Below are 15,656 nucleotides of genomic sequence, written 5' to 3'. Positions count from 1 at the left end.
TCTCTGGTGCGCTATACTGTTCTTTTGACATGAAAAAGCTCCCCTCACAGCAGCAGGTTTTATTATTTAACCTGTCTACTGTATGGGGAGCATATCATAGCACGGGCAGCCCCTCTAGAACAATCAGAACCAACAATTATGGCGACGACACTCATCCTGTACTCTTTTGATGCAAATATCGAACGTAATCACTACATCGTTGAATCTACCGAATTGGCAGCAGATTCTCACACAATCTTTATCTCGCGTACAGAAGAAGTTAACGACACGGCAGTCACAGTCCAGCAGGCTTTGCACGGCTTTCGCGTCACGGCAGCGAATCGCTCTGACAAGCTTAGCTGCAGTTTGTCTGTCTTCCAATTGCCTGAAAATATCGCTTAATTCTTTTCCTGCTTCTTGCATCGATTCAACTGACGGGTCCTCCTTGCGGCCACAGCTTTTATGATCGTTTTTGTTGCAATTACAGCTGGAAGAGATGCGGGCACGGCTAGTTGTTTTAGCGGCAGATTTCATGTTGCTGGCTTTCAGTTTTAAATTGGCGGACATTTCTATCCCCCCTCCCTATAAAACATACTCTATTCTATGCAAATTTAAGAGAGAGGTATGGACATGTGTCACCCGTCAAACGTTGAAATCATATCCATTCGACAGAAGGTTGTCCTTTTTGACATTGACGGTCTATGACTGCGAAAGCTGTCATACATATAGACAAATTGTATTGTCGATGAAAAGAGGTGAGCAAGCTCGTGATTGAACGAATTAACCAACTTCAGGTAGAGCTCCCGCCTTCTCCTTACGCGGATGCGAATGCCGCGGCAGCAGTACAGGAGCTGCTTGGAGGTCTTCCTGTTCATATTCTCTCGTATCTCTTATGCTATACTAGGTGCAAGACGAGAGAATGAAGGTGATTCCGATACAATTTTTAGCTATGGTTACGATGCTTATCGACCATATCGGTCTCGTTTGGTTTCCTGACCACATCGTATGGAGAATAATTGGACGGCTGGCACTGCCGTTCTATGCCTACGCGATTGTACTGGGCTATTTTCGCACGAGTGACATTCAAAGGTACCTGAAGAGAATGGCATGGATCGCGATTCTCTCGCAGCTGCCTTATCAATTCGCCTTTCATCGGCTTGAAGTCAATACAGTGGGCTCTTTATTCGTCTGCCTGCTGCTTCTTCGCCTTCTCGATAAATGGAACGGTAAGCCGTTCTTACAATACCTGTTAGCTGCCTCTTTTGCTGGATTGCTGGAATTTATACCGTTCAGCTACGGCGCTTATGTCGTCCTGCTCGTGCTCATTTATCGCTATGCCCAGGCGCAGTGGTTTACCCTGTTTCACTTCTCGCTGAATGTGGTAAGTATTTTTGTAAAGGGCTGGTTTATTCAAGCCTTCAGCTTAATGGCCACCGTTCTCATCGTTTATATGCCCGATTTCATGCGCAGCGCCGACAAAATAAAAATACCACGCATCGTATGGCGCAGCTTCTATCCGCTTCATCTAACCATCATCGCGATCGTATACTATGTAATGAGCAACGAAAGCCTTAAAGAAATACTTCGCGCCCTATGATTCAGCCAATCATTCTGCCAGAGAAGCCAGAAGCTGCTCCAGCTCCTGCACGCACTGCGCAGCGGACGCCCAGCCCGGCTCGCTTTGCTGGAGAAGCCTGCGCACGAACTGCTTCACCGCCGGCGGAAGATCCAGCTCCTCTTCCCAGCTGCGCTCCTCCTGCCCTTCATGATACTCATAGCTTGCATACATCATGAATAGAAACAAATGGCCTAGTCCGTACAGGTCGCTCTCCGGAACGGGACGCCTCATCAGGCGCTTATCACCGGACCAACCGCCGCCTGGCAAATGGCCATCCTTATTTTCAAGCGGCTCCGTTTCCTTCAGACCTAAACGCAATGCTTCTGGAAGCTGTTCGCCAATGCGGCAGGAGAGCCCATAGTCGATCAAATACAAGCGCCCGCCTTTCTCCAGCACATTCGGAATGCGGACGTCGCGGTGGACATAACCGGCTTGATGCAAATAACCAAGAGGCTGCAAAAGCTGCTTTATAACGCTTAACGTCTCCTGTAAAGAATACATTTGGCCTTGCTCCATCATTTTGTGCTCCAAATTGTCGCCATCGACGAGCTCCATTAGAAGCGCTTCATCAAAGCCTTTCTTCTCGTAACGGATCCACTTCGGAATTTGCGGATGACTCAGCTGCTGCAAAATCATGCTTTCCCTCTCCAGCAGCTGTCTGCCAATCTCCTTCTTGCTCGGCATGTTGCGTTTCATTAAAACCTTATTTTTTGTTACGATATCGGTGCACGCATAAGCTTGCCCGTAGCTTCCCATTCCGATAAAGCGTTCAATCCGGTATCGCCCCAGCCAAATCACGCCGGTACGAAGCGGATAATCCCGCCAATGGTTAATCATATCCTTACACTTGCGCACGAAAAAAGTCCACATCGTTCATTTGCCCCCAGCAGCCGTCTGATGTCCTCAATCGCCTTGTATAGCGAAATTTGTCGGCAATTAAGAAACCATAACTACAAAAATACGTATGATTAGTCATATGAAAGCGTACGCTTCCGATGCCCCTTTTGTTTCACAATAACATAAGCGATTGCTTTCAAATCATTTTTTCACAATAAAATTTAGGAGGTTAGAATCATGCTAAAGCATTTGCTTAAACGTTTGTTATACTCGCTCATGGGTCGCAAGCGCTACGGTCGCCGTTACAGCAGCAGTGATTACAATAACGGGCAATATCGTCCGCATAACCGCCCATATCAAGGCCACGGCTATTACAAGAAGAAATACAGCAGCTATTCCAGCTAAAAAAAAGCGCGGAAAATGTCGAATTTGTTAGAAAAGTGTAAATAAAATAAACAATATCCTGACGACAGTTTCATGAGAGGCTAAAAGGTTTACGTTAGAATGGAGGAAATCGATCGGAGGTGTTATAGGAAATGATGAAAATCGTTACCTTCAAAAGTCGTTCCGTCCCAGTCTACTACCCTAACGAACTATCGGCATCCATAGAACAGCTTAATCATAAATTGTACGAATTGGAATTGGATTTTGATTTTCGCAAAAAATGGAGAAGAATTAAATCCGTTGAAATGGTGCGCGATGTGGCTATTTTCCAGTATAACGACGGCACAAAGCTCTATCTTGAAGTATGTTAAATAGCCATATGAAAAAGACCTGACGGCATATCCCTAGTGCCCCGTCAGGTCTTTTAAATTTCGCCGCCGCTGCCTTATTTGTCAGAGTAAAATTAAAATGGTATGGCGTTCAGCCTTTGCTTACGCTTGTATGCTGCGCCGTATACTTGTAACCAAATCCCCAAACCGTTCGGATTAGCCTTGGTTCCTTAGGATTCTGTTCAATCTTCTTGCGAAGATTGACAATATGGACGTCGATGGCACGGTCTGTCACGAAGGAGTCAAAGCCGCGAATCGTATTTATAAGTTCTTCCCTGCTGAATACCTTGCCCGGATAAGCCAGAAACAGCTTCATAAGCTCATACTCCGAGAAGGTTGTTTCAACCAGCTTGCCGCGGACAAGCAATAGGCGTCTCTCAAAATCAAGTTGGATCGGTTCACGATCGTCCATCAATTCTACCTCTGCAGCAACCTGCTGCATTGTTTCTGCCTGAACGGTATTTGAACGTCTAATTAACGCTTCTACCCGAGCTGTCATTTCATGCATGCTAAATGGCTTGCACATGTAATCATCCGCTCCGGCTTTCAAAGCCTGAACCCGTTCAGATACTTCACTCTTCATAGATAGAATCATGATCGGTACGTTTGAGCGCTTCCTTATAAGCGCACATACTTCCATGCCATCCAAATCGGGCAAGATCAGATCCAGCAGCACCAGATCAGGAACAAACTCTGACGTGAGCTTCAATCCTTCGTCCGCCCTGTAAGCTTGCATGACGGAATAGCCTTCTTCTGATAAATAAATAGACAGCATATCACTCATCATGACGTCATCTTCAATAACTAGAACCTTATACATTTTTGTCACCCTTTTGGAGGATTGAAGATTTCTGTCGAATATACATTGTATCTCTACTATACAATACCGACATTAAAGGGACAACAATTTGTTAGTAATTTGTTAGGTTTTAATATCCAATACTTCCTTCGCATTTCGAAGCCCTTCCAACAGCCGCTTCAGCGTCGTCTCTACCTGAACAATGGCCGTTTGCAGCTCCTCTTTCTCCAATTCCGGCTGCTTAACGATACGTTCTAATTCACATACGGCCTCTAACAATTCATAGGCAGACAAATAGCCGGCCGCTCCCTTTAAAGTATGAGCCATTCGTTTGACAATTGTTAGCTCCGATTGCTTGACCATCATGCGGAGCTGATCGGCAAAGGAATCATAATCGAGCACAAATTGCTCCATCATATGCTGAAAAATCGGCTGCTTCCCATTAACTCTCGCAAGCGCACTCACCATGTCCATGCCGGCAACGGAAGGCAATGTACTTTCGCCTGCTGCGTCTGGAGTATGGGAACGATTCGGTTCAGCTTGAAGCTCCTGCTTGGCGGCCGGCTTCGTTATAAGCTCGTTGCCCTGCTTCAGCCAATAAGAGATGACCGTATGTAGCCGCTCGGAAGAGATTGGCTTCGTCACCACATCATTCATACCCAGCTTCAAATAACGTTCGTGATCGTTGCGAAGCACGTTTGCGGTTACCGCAATAATGGGAATATGATCGTATTTCGGCTGGTTGCGGATAAGGCGAACCGCCTCCGAGCCATCCATAACCGGCATATGAATATCCATCAATATTAAATCCCAGTGCTCTTCCACAACCTTTTGAAGCACCTCTTCGCCGTTTTCCGCCAATCCTACCTCGTAGCCCTGCTCCTTCAAAATCTCTATCGCGACCAGCTGGTTGATCTTGTTGTCCTCTGCGAGCAAAATACGTGTATCCGCGCCGTTCTTCTGAACCTCCGGAACGGGAGCAGCGCTTTCCTGCTCATTTACTTCGGAACCCTTCCGTTCAAGGACGCTTTTAATTGCGCGCAGCATGTCTCCTCGCATAATCGGCTTGATCAGCAGCGTAACCGGTCTCTGCTCAGCGGGCAGCTGCATCATTTCATCACGGCCATAGGAGGTCGTCATGGCGATGGTTTTGACGCCGGCCGCCTCCGCATCGCGGTGGAACTCAAGCCAGGTCTCCGCGCCGTACATATCCGGCATTTCCATATCCAAGACGATGAGTTTCGGCAATGCGCCCGCTCCAATGCGGCGGAGGCGGTCACGGGCCATTTTCCAAGAATGGAACGGTATTGGCGTTAAACCAAAGGATTCGATCGTGCTGCTCCAATGGTCCCGCATCTCATCGTCATCCTCCACGATCCAAACAGGCTGCTCGATCAGCTCCGGACGAACCTTCCTGTGCTGCTCCGTATATTTATGAATAACGGTGAACGGCAGCGTGAAGTAAAACCGACTGCCCACGTACGCTTCACTGGATACCTCCAGCTTGCCGCCCATCAGCTCGACCAAAGATTTTGAAATGACTAGACCAAGACCGGTGCCGCCAAACTTCCGTGTCGTTGAGCCGTCCGCCTGCGTAAATGGTTTAAATAGCTTCTCCACCTGCTCCGCTTTCATGCCGATGCCCGTATCCGAGATACTGAAGCGTACTTTTACCCCTTTATCCGATTCCTCCACTAGCTCCAGCTGCAGTCTTACACGTCCTCTATTCGTAAATTTGATCGCGTTCATACACAAGTTGAGGAGCACCTGCTCAAGACGCAGCGCATCCCCAATGATCGTCTGCGGCAAATGCTCAGGCGTATCAATCATAAACTCAAACTGTTCCTTACCGCCCATAAATACGCTTAGCTGGTCGGATATGCGGTGCATGAGCTCCTCCGGCTGGAACGGCAGACGTTCGATGTCGACCTTGCCCGCTTCGATTTTGGAGAAGTCCAAAATATCATTAATGATTCGCAGCAGCGTCTCCGAGGACGTATTCATCTTGTCCATGTAATCCTGTTGCGAGGCAGAGAGCCCCGTTTTGCGCATTAATTGCGTCAGTCCGATAATCCCGTTGAGCGGGGTCCGAATCTCATGGCTCATGAGCGCAAGGAAGCGGCTCTTTGCCTGATTCGCCTCATCCGCTTCGAGCGTGGCGCGAACGAGCTCCTCCTGCACCATTTTTTGCTCGGAAATATCGCGGGCGATACAGGAGAAGAAAAGTTCTCCCGTATCCTCGTTCTTATGCGCAACGACGACCATCGACACGTGCAGCGCCTCGCCGTTGCTCTTGAGCAATTGTGCCCCGCTTTCCCAATATCCGAATTGTTTAGCTAGCGCAGCGCCCTTCACAAGCTCCGAATACACTTCCGGATGAGAATGCTGCTCGACCGTATATTCGCTATCCACGGCGTCCTGCAAGCCCAGCATCTCTCTGCCGGCACGATTCATATATACGACCTTGCCGCTCGCGCTGACAGAAGCAATTAAATCCTTGGCCGATTCTACAATGTCGAGCAAGCGATTTCGCGCCTTCTCCATATGCTTGCGGTCGGAAATATCGAGCACCATAACGACGACGCCTGAGAACCGCCCATTGCGGTCGCGCAGGCCGTTCGAGCTATGCAGCGTCGGCATTCGCGTGCCGTCTTTATGGATAATGGTCCATTCCCGCTCATAGGAGAAATTCTCGCCGCGAAGCTCCTTGAATACCTCTAGACCGGGTTTAACCTTCCTTCCGAGCTGGATGCTCAGGTTTTCCGCTTCCAAGCGGATTTCATCCAAATCCATGAACAAGAGCGGCGTAGCAACACCGGCCAGCTCCTCACTCTTGTAGCCCAGCATATCTTCCGCCGTTTTGTTCAAAAAGGAAACCTTATATTGATCGTCAAGAACGATAAACGCATACTGGTTTTGGTTAATAATAGCCTCAAGCCGATCAAACATTTCTTGCAGATGCTCCATCATCCCGTTGACGGAGCGGCCAAGCTGTCCGATCTCATCATACGGCAGCGCTTCAAGATGCTCGGCCTCGAAGCGTCCGGCCGCAGCCTGCTCCGTAACACCCAGAATACGTTCCAGACGCTTAACGATTCGCTCAAAATAGAGAAAGAAAGAGATGACAATAATCGCCTCTGAGACGGCAATCGTCGTAATGATACGCCATAAGATAGGCTTCAGCTTCTCCTGCAGCATCGATACCGGCTCTTGCAGCGCGAAGCGCCATGGCGTATCGCTTACCTTCGTGTGGAAGACCGCATAGGACTTGCCGCCTGCCTTTATCCTCGACATCCCCTCGTACGAGTCCAGCATTTTATTGGAAATTGGAAACAGAACGGAGTACTTATCAAATAAACCCGCGCTTACCGTTTCTTCAGAATGAGAGCAAAAAAGGATATCTCCCTCATCGTTAAACAAGCAAATGACGGAGTGCTCTCCCGCGAATTCAATGAATGGCCGCATGGCCGAAAATCCGATAGACGCGTAAACGAGTCCTTTTAATTCATTCGTTGCCCCATAAACAGGCACGACAATAAGCAGCTGCTTGGTTTCAGAGAACGAAGGCGTAAACGGGTCTGTCATGACAACCTGCCCCTTAACCGCCTCTTGGAAGAAAGACTCCCCGCTCATGTCTAATCGTCCGCCATCGGTCCTCAAGCTTTGACCATTCTTATCTATGTACCCGATGGCATGATAGATGAAGCCTCCCCGCACGAGCTCACGCCCAAAATAGTGAAGACGCTCCGCTTCCGTGCCGAACCGCACAACCTCTGTACGGCTCATCACGACAACCTCCGCCTTGCGGATAGCCATCCACGATGCCAAATCGTTAGCGCGGTTGCTCTGCTTGCTGCTTGTCTTCCCGATTTCCGATTGAACAATCGCTTCCTTCACGACAGAATAGTTGAACACCCCGGCAAATAGCAGCGGGACGAACGAAATGAGAACGATTAAAATCAAGCCTTTTGTTCGTAACGACATTTTTTCCAAGCCGTTTTCCCCTTCCGCTCCGCGTTAGCTCTATCTGTCGAACATTGACACTATTATACCTCTTTAATCCAATAGAGCGGCAATAAAAAAACGCTGGAGCATGCATGCCGATACTACGGACAGCTGCTCCAGCGTTCTATTTGAATGGTATAAATGCATTCAGCCTGCAATGATCATGCAGCTACTCAGCTGCAAGAATCGATTCAATCCGGCTAAGCTCTTCATCGCTGAAATCAAGACGGCTCAAGGCGGCGACATTGTCGTCGATTTGCTCTACGCGGCTTGCGCCGATTAATGCCGAGGTTACTTTTCCGCCTCTCAATACCCATGCAAGAGACATTTGGGCGAGCGATTGCCCGCGTCCCTGAGCAAGCTCATTCAGCAACCTGACTTTGTTCAGCTTGCTGTCCGTAATTTGATCGGCCTTAAGGAACACGCTTGGGCCTCCGGCGCGCGAATCGGCAGGAACGCCGTTTAAATAACGGTTAGTCAGCACGCCTCCGGCTAGCGGAGAAAATACGATGGAGCCAATGCCTTCCTGCTCCAGCACGTCCTGCAGGCCATTCTCGATCCACCGGTTGAACATCGAATAGGATGGCTGATGAATCAGGAACGGCGTGCCAAGCTCTTTCAGGATCGCTGCTGCACGAGCCGTTTGCTCCGCGCTATAGTTCGAAACGCCGACATAGAGCGCCTTTCCTTGGCGAACGACATGATCGAGCGCGGCCATCGTCTCCTCGAGCGGCGTTTCCGGATCTGGACGATGGTGATAAAAAATATCGACATAGTCCAGGTTCATCCGCTTCAGGCTCTGATCCAGGCTGGAAATCAAATATTTGCGCGAGCCCCATTCGCCATAGGGGCCTTCCCACATATAGTAGCCCGCTTTCGTCGATATGATAAGCTCGTCGCGGTATGCGGCGAAATCCTGTTTCAGGATTTGCCCGAACATCTCCTCTGCCGAACCCGGAGGCGGCCCGTAGTTATTGGCAAGATCGAAATGGGTAATCCCCAAATCAAATGCTCGGCGCACCATAGCCCGCCCATTCTCAAGACGGTCGACGCCGCCGAAATTATGCCATAGCCCAAGGGAAATTGCGGGCAGTTTCAAGCCGCTGCGCCCGACGCGATTATACTTCATGCTCTCATACCGATTGTTAGCCGCCAAATAAGTCATGTTCGATATCCCCCAACCCGTTATTTGAAACGCTCATTGCCCGATTCGATTATTGATGAACACGAGGCTTCCCCGTCTATTGTACAACTGAAGATTGGCAAATGGAAACTTATTCTATCTTGCGAGCTTCCTTTCCAGCTTGAACTGCGGACTGTGCCGTAATGTTTCCTCAAAAAAGCCCGGCTGCTCCGAAACGAGCCGCACCCATGCCTGCACGCAAAGCGGATCGAAATGCCGCCCGCTCTCTTTTACGATGATTTCCATAGCCGCCTCATGCGACATCGCCTTTCGATAGGAACGCGAAGAGGTCAAGGCATCATACACATCCGCAACAGCGGTCACCCGCGCGAGGAGCGGTATCTGCTCTCCCGCCAGCTGATCGGGATAGCCGCTGCCATCCCATTTCTCATGATGCGAGCGTATAACGGAAAGCTCCTCCGGCATAAAGCCTAACCGTTTACACAGGTCATAGCCCGATAAAGGATGCATTTCAATAATTTCCCGCTCATCGGGCGTAAGCTTGCCGGGCTTATTCAGAATCGTATCCGGTATGCGCAGTTTGCCGACGTCATGGACAAGTCCGCCTTGCGCAATGGCTCTCAGATCGGCAGCGGTCAAGGAAAGCTCCTCGCCCAGCTTCAGAGCATACAAAGCAACCCGATAGTTGTGACCCGCCGTATACGAATCACGCGCTTCCGTCGTCATAACCAGCTCTCTTACGCTGGAAGACATGTAGCTGTTGATCCAATCTCGCGGATTGGAGCGGAACATCAGCTTAATAGAGGCCGTAATGGATTTCGAGATAAAATATTGGTTCACGATGCCTGTGACCATCACAATAACAGAGGCAAGCAGCAGGAAATGATACAGCCACCAGCTTACATGCCATTTCTGACTGCTTACCATAATGATCTGAGCGATAATCATCCAGCCCGAGCTGTACACGATCGCCAACTGCAGCGGGAAACGGGAGGATATGTAGGTCATCAAATACCGGTTAATCGTCCAAGCGTTTAAGCCGATAATGAAGATGCTGGCGATCCATTTCATCGGCAGCTGAAGCAGATGAAGAAATTGAGTCAAATTAGGATAAAACCAAAGGACCGTACAGAAAGCAAGCAGCGCAATTGTCCATATCGGCAGCAGCAGCCGCTGCCACTCTGCCAGCCATTTGATCAAAGGCTGGTCCATGGAAAGAGAGGACAGCCATAGCCAGACGACAGCCAGCATAATACTAAGCTGCGCGGCGCTGCCTGCAATGCCGGAATGGTGCATCAGAAACCCGGGGGTCGACAAGCCATGCAAAACAAACATCGCAGATAGCGATACATAAGATAACGATAGAAAGCTAATCTTAATATTGCGAAGCGAAATAGCGACGAAGCCGACCGCAATCGCTAGGGCTAACGAGAGTGCGGAAACGAGACTGACGATATAAAAATGCTCATGAGGCGCAATAATGCTCTTATCCAGTTCTGTATCCCGCAGCGCGAAATAGACGACTAACGGTAAAAGCATCGATATTACCAAACGTGCGAATACACCTGTATTTTTGCGCAAGCCTATTCCTCCTACATATCAATCATAGTTAATGGTAGTAAACATACCCCTGCAGGGGTCATTCGCGCTATGGTGAGTTATGTGACAAGCATGAACCAATGAAACCCATCACGAAAAATGTAGGAGAATGTTGGAATATGTAATGATACTATCCTATCATATCATCCCACCCGCTTCCGATAAACAGTGAAGTTTTACCGGTATAAGCGGTTTAATTGTTCTAACTGGCCTTTTAGCTTGAAATCGTACACGGCATACCTATACAATAAATAGGAATCGACAAATTCAGCAAGCCATATTTTTATGTTAGATTAAGGTTTTTTCATTCTTCTTTTGGTATAGTAATGAAAGTTAGGTAAAACGAAGGGAGTTCATGGAATGAATAACAAGGAATCGCGGCCAGGCAAAGACGCAGAAAACGAATTGGCTGCGAAAGAAGAGCGTTACACGGATGACGAAACAACGCAGCAGGACAAGCTTTCAGAGCAAGATGCAGCCATTGAAGAAGAGCTACTTAAGGATTCTGACGGAGAGCTGCCTGAAGCATCAAACGATGAGATCCGCGCTGCAGTTTCAAGTGCAGACAGCGTTCAGCAAGCGCCAAAAGGCGGAAGCGGAAAAGCATGGATCATCGTCTCGGCTGTTCTGGCCATTTTGCTGGTCGTTGTACTCATTAAGCCGCCATTTGGAGCCAGCAATGAAACCGTGGCAACCGTTAACGGTGTCAACATAAGCAAAGACAGACTTTACGATGAATTAGTTCTGGCCGGCGGTACGGCTACACTTGATAACCTGATTACGCAAGAGCTTATTGCGCAAGAGGCTAAAGCAGCAAGCGTTACGGTTACAGATGCTGACGTCGATTCCGAAATCGCCCTCATTAAGAAGAGCTTCGGAACGGAAGAGGAGTTCGCTGCAACGCTTGCTCAATACAACATGACGCTTGAGAGCTTGGTAAAGGATACAAAAATCAATCTGACGATTCGCAAAATTTTGGAGCCGAAAACAGACGTTACGGAAGACGAAATCAAGCAATTCTATGACACGAACAAAGAATCGCTCGGTACGCCGGAGCAAATTCAGGCTTCGCACATTTTGGTAGCTGCCAAAGAAGAAGCGGATGCGATTCTAGCTGAGCTTAAGCAAGGCGGAGACTTCGCTGCCATCGCGAAGGAGAAATCGATCGACCCAGGCTCAAAGGATAAAGGCGGCGATCTTGGCTTCTTTGGAAAAGGCGCAATGGTTCCTGAATTCGAAGAGGCTGCTTTCGCACTGAAAATCAATGAAATCAGCGCTGTCGTTCAATCCGAGCACGGTTTCCACATTATTAAGAAAACAGCTGAGAAAGCGCCTGTTGTTCCAACCTTCGAGGAGAAGAAGGAAGAAATCAAGAAGCAGCTTATCGCTACTGAAGCAAATGAGCTGTCCGAGGCTTGGATGGCTGAAATTCGCGCAAAAGCGAAAATCACGAACTCACTGACTCCTGAAGAAGCTAAGGACGCTGCTACAACGGCACCAAAAACAGAATAATTGTCGGTTTATGTAAAGAGGCAGTGCCTCATAGGTCTTTATGGCCTGTGGGGCGCTTTTTCTTTTTCAATTTACAAAAAAATAAAGCCACTCTGTCGCCCGGAGGGGTGAGCTAGGAATGACTTTAGCTTCAAGCAACGAGGGCAAGCATCATCGGCTGCTGCTGCGTTGACATCATGTTGAGAATGGTATGGCCTGCTTCTCTCTGAAGCTAATATATACTATTCATTTCTTTCAAAATGGAGTAGATGTATGCTTTACTAGATTCGACCATTTTGGAACCTGTATCCTTCCGGCTGCCGATGGACTGATGGATGACGGGGCAGGGAGAATGACACAGCAGGCTGGAAATAGGCGATATAAGCCACTTGCGAATATGGTATGATGGGGAGAAAATGACATTCACCTATTATTGGAGGGAATCAAGTGAGCAACTACGAAGTACGCAGCTACAAGGATACGTATACGTTATATGAACTGTCGGAGGAAAGCACCGCTTCCCGCGTGCTTGTATGTCCGGAGCGAGGCGGTATCGTAATCGGCTGCCAGCTGAACGGACTGGAACTATTTTATTTGGACAAGGCGACGTTTGAACACCCAACCGCTAACATTCGCGGCGGCAACCCGATCCTGTTTCCGATCTGCGGCCAGCTCGAGGAGCAAGCTTATGAATGGAACGGCCAATCGTATAAAATGGCTAACCACGGCGTAGCCCGCACCGCCGTTTGGGAGGTTGTAAGCACCGGAACCGAGGATGGGGCCTCTATTACGATTCGTCTGCAAAGCAATGAAGAGACGCTGCGCTCCTATCCTTTTGCTTTCGAGCTGCTGTTTACTTACGTGCTGCAGGATGGCCAGTTACATACCCGCCAGCAATACCGCAATTTGAGCGAAGCTGCCGCAATGCCTTTCTATGCGGGCTTCCACCCTTACTTTGCGATTGATTCTGACAAAAAGATCGCCTATGAAACGGATGCAACCCGCTATTTCGACTATAACGATAATGTCGAGAAGCCGTTCGACGGCGTCATTGATTTTGATGAACTGGTGGAAGCCGTCTGCTTGCTGGACGCGAAGAAGAGCGAAATCTCCTTCCCTGTCTTACAAGGGGCCCGCGTTCGTCTGACTTACGATGACCTATTCAAATATATGCAGCTGTGGTCGGTTAAGGATCGTCCGTTCATCTGCGTGGAGCCGTGGATGGCCAAGACGAGCGAGCTAAACCGCCAAGACGAGCTCGTTATGCTGAATGCCGGCGAAGAGCTAAGCGCTAATCTGACGATTAGAGCGTAAACGGCTGTCGCCGTCCTTTGGCGGCAACAGCTCGTTTCGCGGTGAAATATAAGCTTATTTATAAATGTGAAACTTATAAATTCTTATATTTAAACAAAAGTGAGGGAAGCCTCGCTCGCCATGAGAATTGCCTCAAGGGGAGTGAAGTTTCCCCCACTATTTTTTATATGCCCAGCTTCGTATTAGTAGCCTTCCCCTTGACCGCCGCCTGTAACGATGGCGATGCCGGAGCTTGCGCCAATGCGCGTTGCGCCAGCCGCAAACATTTGCAGCGCGGTCTCGCGGTCGCGTACGCCCCCCGATGCCTTCACGCCGAAGTCAGGACCTACCGTACGGCGCATCAGCGCGATATCCTCTACCGTCGCCCCGCCTTTGCCGAAGCCCGTTGATGTCTTCACGAAGTCGGCCCCTGCTTTTTTGCAAATTTCACATGCCGTAACCTTCTCTTCGTCTGTAAGAAGACCCGTTTCAAGGATGACTTTAAGCACCGCTTGTCCTTTGACTGCCGCAGCTACACCTGCAACATCACGCTGTACGCCTTCGAGGTCGCCTGATTTCAACAAGCCGATGTTCAGAACCATGTCCACTTCTGTCGCTCCGTCTTCAATGGCAAACGCAGCTTCAGCAGCCTTGGATGCCGTCGTTGTCGCTCCTAACGGAAAACCAACCACTGTCGTAATGCCTACTCCCGAGCCTTTCAGCTCTTCGGCAGCCGCTGCTACCCAGCCTGCGTTCACGCACACCGTCGCGAACTTATATTGCTTAGCCTCGCGGCAAATTTGCAAAACCTCTGCCTCCGTCGCATCCGCCTTTAATATCGTATGATCGATCATCGCCGCTACTTCCGCAGGCGTGTAATTTGTGCCGTTGCTCATTCATTATTCCTCCGCTTCATCTCTGCATGCTTATGTACCAGTAAACGCGCTGCCGGAGCGTCTTGTCCCTATCCTAACCAAATCATGAATGAGATGCGCCAGCCTAATTTTCATTATACGAAGCTTTGTATGAAACAACAATCTCACGCTGAAATACCATTTGTTTACTTTTGCTTTTGCGATGCGCTATGATGGTTATGCCCGTCACAACCGGCTCAGATGCGCAAATTCCGCTGTGCAAAGGTTGAGCTGACATTAGGAGGTACTGCAACCATGGACAACATGTTAAGCAAAATAAATGAAGCTGCGGCTTACATACGCGGCAAGCTGCAAGCTCCGCCGCAAATCGGTCTCATACTTGGTTCTGGTCTTGGCGTAATGGCCGACGAGGTTACGGAATCAATCGTCATTCCTTACGAACAAATTCCGCACTTCCCTGTCTCCACAGTAGAAGGCCATTCCGGCGAACTTGTCATCGGCCAGCTTGAAGGAAAAATCGTACTTGTCATGAAAGGCCGCTTTCATTATTACGAAGGCTATTCCATGAAAGAGGTCGTGTTCCCTGTCTACGTCATGAAGCAGCTTGGAATCGAGACGCTGCTCGTAACGAACGCCGCAGGCGGAATGAACCGGTCCTTCGCCGCTGGCGATCTGATGCTCATTACCGATCATATTAACAACACGGGCAGCAATCCGTTAATGGGAGCAAACATCCCCGAGCTCGGACCCCGCTTCCCCGATATGTCGCAAGCCTACAACCGCGAGCTGCGCTCGATCGTTGCCGGCAAAGCGGAAGAATTGGACATCAATCTGCAGCAAGGCGTTTATGTCAGCATTTCGGGTCCTGCCTACTGTACGCCAGCCGAGCTCACCATGATGGCAGGCTGGGGCGCAGATGCAGTCGGCATGTCAACAGCTCCCGAGGTTATCGCGGCTAACTATACCGGCATTCGCGTAGCGGGGATCACTTGCATTACCGATATGGCTATCGGCGATGAGCTGGAGCCGCTCACGCATGAGCAGGTCGTTCGTGTAGCTGAGCAAGCGAGACCAAAATTCATCGCACTCGTGAAAGCTTCGGTAGGCGCATTCATCGTGTAATTTCATTTCCAGCAACAGCTGTCCCCTAAGTCGATGACTTACGGGCAGCTTTTTTACTTTTCCCCCGCAGATATGCTTAGAATCCATCTCCTTGCACCACACTATAAAATAAAGGATAAGA

13 protein-coding genes and 1 pseudogene are annotated in these 15,656 nt (G+C 49.2%); 7 read left to right on the top strand and 7 right to left on the bottom strand.

The genetic code is table 11. The features are described from left to right. Window positions 1-123 precede the first annotated feature (123 nt). Window positions 124-546: a hypothetical protein gene (locus ASG81_RS08505; RefSeq protein ID WP_056631876.1), complete on the bottom strand. Its 423-nt coding sequence runs from the start codon at window positions 544-546 to the stop codon at window positions 124-126. A gap of 200 nt (window positions 547-746) precedes the next feature. Here ASG81_RS08505 and ASG81_RS30710 point away from each other — a divergent pair. Both ASG81_RS30710 and ASG81_RS08500 read left to right on the top strand, forming a co-directional pair. After that, window positions 747-842: pseudogene (locus ASG81_RS30710) on the top strand (manganese catalase family protein); the annotation flags it as partial. Window positions 843-898: 56 nt separating this feature from the next. Then, the gene (locus ASG81_RS08500) at window positions 899-1,576 is read left to right on the top strand and encodes a TraX family protein (RefSeq protein ID WP_056631872.1); all 678 of its coding nucleotides are present in this window, start codon (window positions 899-901) and stop codon (window positions 1,574-1,576) included. A 9-nt stretch (window positions 1,577-1,585) separates the two neighbouring features. Here ASG81_RS08500 and ASG81_RS08495 read toward each other — a convergent pair whose 3' ends face one another. Beyond that, window positions 1,586-2,467, bottom strand: a complete 882-nt coding sequence (locus ASG81_RS08495; protein WP_056631868.1) for a serine/threonine protein kinase — start codon at window positions 2,465-2,467, stop codon at window positions 1,586-1,588. A gap of 204 nt (window positions 2,468-2,671) precedes the next feature. On the opposite strand from ASG81_RS08495, the gene ASG81_RS30705 reads away from it, so the two are divergent. Continuing rightward, entirely contained in the window at window positions 2,672-2,839 is a 168-nt protein-coding gene (locus ASG81_RS30705; protein WP_155971357.1) for a hypothetical protein, read from the top strand. A gap of 131 nt (window positions 2,840-2,970) precedes the next feature. Further along, window positions 2,971-3,189 (top strand): hypothetical protein, encoded by a 219-nt coding sequence (locus ASG81_RS08490; protein WP_056631865.1) that lies wholly within the window; start codon window positions 2,971-2,973, stop codon window positions 3,187-3,189. Between the two features lie 109 nt (window positions 3,190-3,298). Here ASG81_RS08490 and ASG81_RS08485 read toward each other — a convergent pair whose 3' ends face one another. The 4 genes from ASG81_RS08485 to ASG81_RS08470 form a co-directional block, all read right to left on the bottom strand. Then, the gene (locus ASG81_RS08485; RefSeq protein ID WP_056631862.1) at window positions 3,299-4,027 is read right to left on the bottom strand and encodes a response regulator transcription factor; all 729 of its coding nucleotides are present in this window, start codon (window positions 4,025-4,027) and stop codon (window positions 3,299-3,301) included. Window positions 4,028-4,129: 102 nt separating this feature from the next. After that, the gene (locus tag ASG81_RS08480) at window positions 4,130-7,990 is read right to left on the bottom strand and encodes a response regulator (RefSeq protein WP_155971355.1); all 3,861 of its coding nucleotides are present in this window, start codon (window positions 7,988-7,990) and stop codon (window positions 4,130-4,132) included. 190 nt (window positions 7,991-8,180) lie between these two features. After that, window positions 8,181-9,176 (bottom strand): L-glyceraldehyde 3-phosphate reductase, encoded by a 996-nt coding sequence (mgrA, locus tag ASG81_RS08475; RefSeq protein ID WP_056631858.1) that lies wholly within the window; start codon window positions 9,174-9,176, stop codon window positions 8,181-8,183. A gap of 114 nt (window positions 9,177-9,290) precedes the next feature. After that, the gene (locus ASG81_RS08470; RefSeq protein ID WP_235548777.1) at window positions 9,291-10,736 is read right to left on the bottom strand and encodes an HD-GYP domain-containing protein; all 1,446 of its coding nucleotides are present in this window, start codon (window positions 10,734-10,736) and stop codon (window positions 9,291-9,293) included. A gap of 378 nt (window positions 10,737-11,114) precedes the next feature. Between ASG81_RS08470 and ASG81_RS08465 the strand changes: the two genes are divergently transcribed. Together ASG81_RS08465 and ASG81_RS08460 are read left to right on the top strand one after the other, a co-directional pair. Then, window positions 11,115-12,266: a peptidylprolyl isomerase gene (locus ASG81_RS08465; RefSeq protein ID WP_056631853.1), complete on the top strand. Its 1,152-nt coding sequence runs from the start codon at window positions 11,115-11,117 to the stop codon at window positions 12,264-12,266. Window positions 12,267-12,692: 426 nt separating this feature from the next. Next, on the top strand, window positions 12,693-13,559 hold the full coding sequence (locus ASG81_RS08460) for an aldose epimerase family protein (RefSeq protein ID WP_056631850.1): 867 nt from the start codon (window positions 12,693-12,695) through the stop codon (window positions 13,557-13,559). Between the two features lie 182 nt (window positions 13,560-13,741). Here the strand turns inward: ASG81_RS08460 and deoC are convergent, their stop codons facing one another. Beyond that, window positions 13,742-14,434: a deoxyribose-phosphate aldolase gene (gene deoC, locus ASG81_RS08455; protein WP_056631848.1), complete on the bottom strand. Its 693-nt coding sequence runs from the start codon at window positions 14,432-14,434 to the stop codon at window positions 13,742-13,744. A gap of 273 nt (window positions 14,435-14,707) precedes the next feature. Here deoC and ASG81_RS08450 point away from each other — a divergent pair, with 273 nt between their 5' ends. Continuing rightward, entirely contained in the window at window positions 14,708-15,535 is an 828-nt protein-coding gene (locus ASG81_RS08450; RefSeq protein WP_056631846.1) for a purine-nucleoside phosphorylase, read from the top strand. Window positions 15,536-15,656: the final 121 nt, after the last annotated feature.

Origin of the sequence: Paenibacillus sp. Soil522, from assembly GCF_001428245.1 — a bacterium.
Taxonomy (GTDB): Bacteria; Bacillota; Bacilli; order Paenibacillales; family Paenibacillaceae; genus Pristimantibacillus.
Note: the sequence above shows the minus strand (reverse complement) of the source record. Positions and strands in the feature narration are given on the sequence as shown.

What these genes read in the sequence shown, in the direction of transcription:
- ASG81_RS08465 (WP_056631853.1), top strand. Translation starts at nt 11,115, where the DNA reads ATGAATAACAAGGAATCGCGGCCAGGCAAAGACGCAGAAAACGAATTG.
- ASG81_RS08500 (WP_056631872.1), top strand. Translation starts at nt 899, where the DNA reads ATGAAGGTGATTCCGATACAATTTTTAGCTATGGTTACGATGCTTATC.
- ASG81_RS08480 (WP_155971355.1), bottom strand. Translation starts at nt 7,990, where the DNA reads ATGTCGTTACGAACAAAAGGCTTGATTTTAATCGTTCTCATTTCGTTC.
- ASG81_RS08505 (WP_056631876.1), bottom strand. Translation starts at nt 546, where the DNA reads ATGTCCGCCAATTTAAAACTGAAAGCCAGCAACATGAAATCTGCCGCT.
- deoC (WP_056631848.1), bottom strand. Translation starts at nt 14,434, where the DNA reads ATGAGCAACGGCACAAATTACACGCCTGCGGAAGTAGCGGCGATGATC.
- ASG81_RS08495 (WP_056631868.1), bottom strand. Translation starts at nt 2,467, where the DNA reads ATGTGGACTTTTTTCGTGCGCAAGTGTAAGGATATGATTAACCATTGG.
- ASG81_RS08450 (WP_056631846.1), top strand. Translation starts at nt 14,708, where the DNA reads ATGGACAACATGTTAAGCAAAATAAATGAAGCTGCGGCTTACATACGC.
- ASG81_RS30705 (WP_155971357.1), top strand. Translation starts at nt 2,672, where the DNA reads ATGCTAAAGCATTTGCTTAAACGTTTGTTATACTCGCTCATGGGTCGC.
- ASG81_RS08490 (WP_056631865.1), top strand. Translation starts at nt 2,971, where the DNA reads ATGATGAAAATCGTTACCTTCAAAAGTCGTTCCGTCCCAGTCTACTAC.
- mgrA (WP_056631858.1), bottom strand. Translation starts at nt 9,176, where the DNA reads ATGACTTATTTGGCGGCTAACAATCGGTATGAGAGCATGAAGTATAAT.
- ASG81_RS08485 (WP_056631862.1), bottom strand. Translation starts at nt 4,027, where the DNA reads ATGTATAAGGTTCTAGTTATTGAAGATGACGTCATGATGAGTGATATG.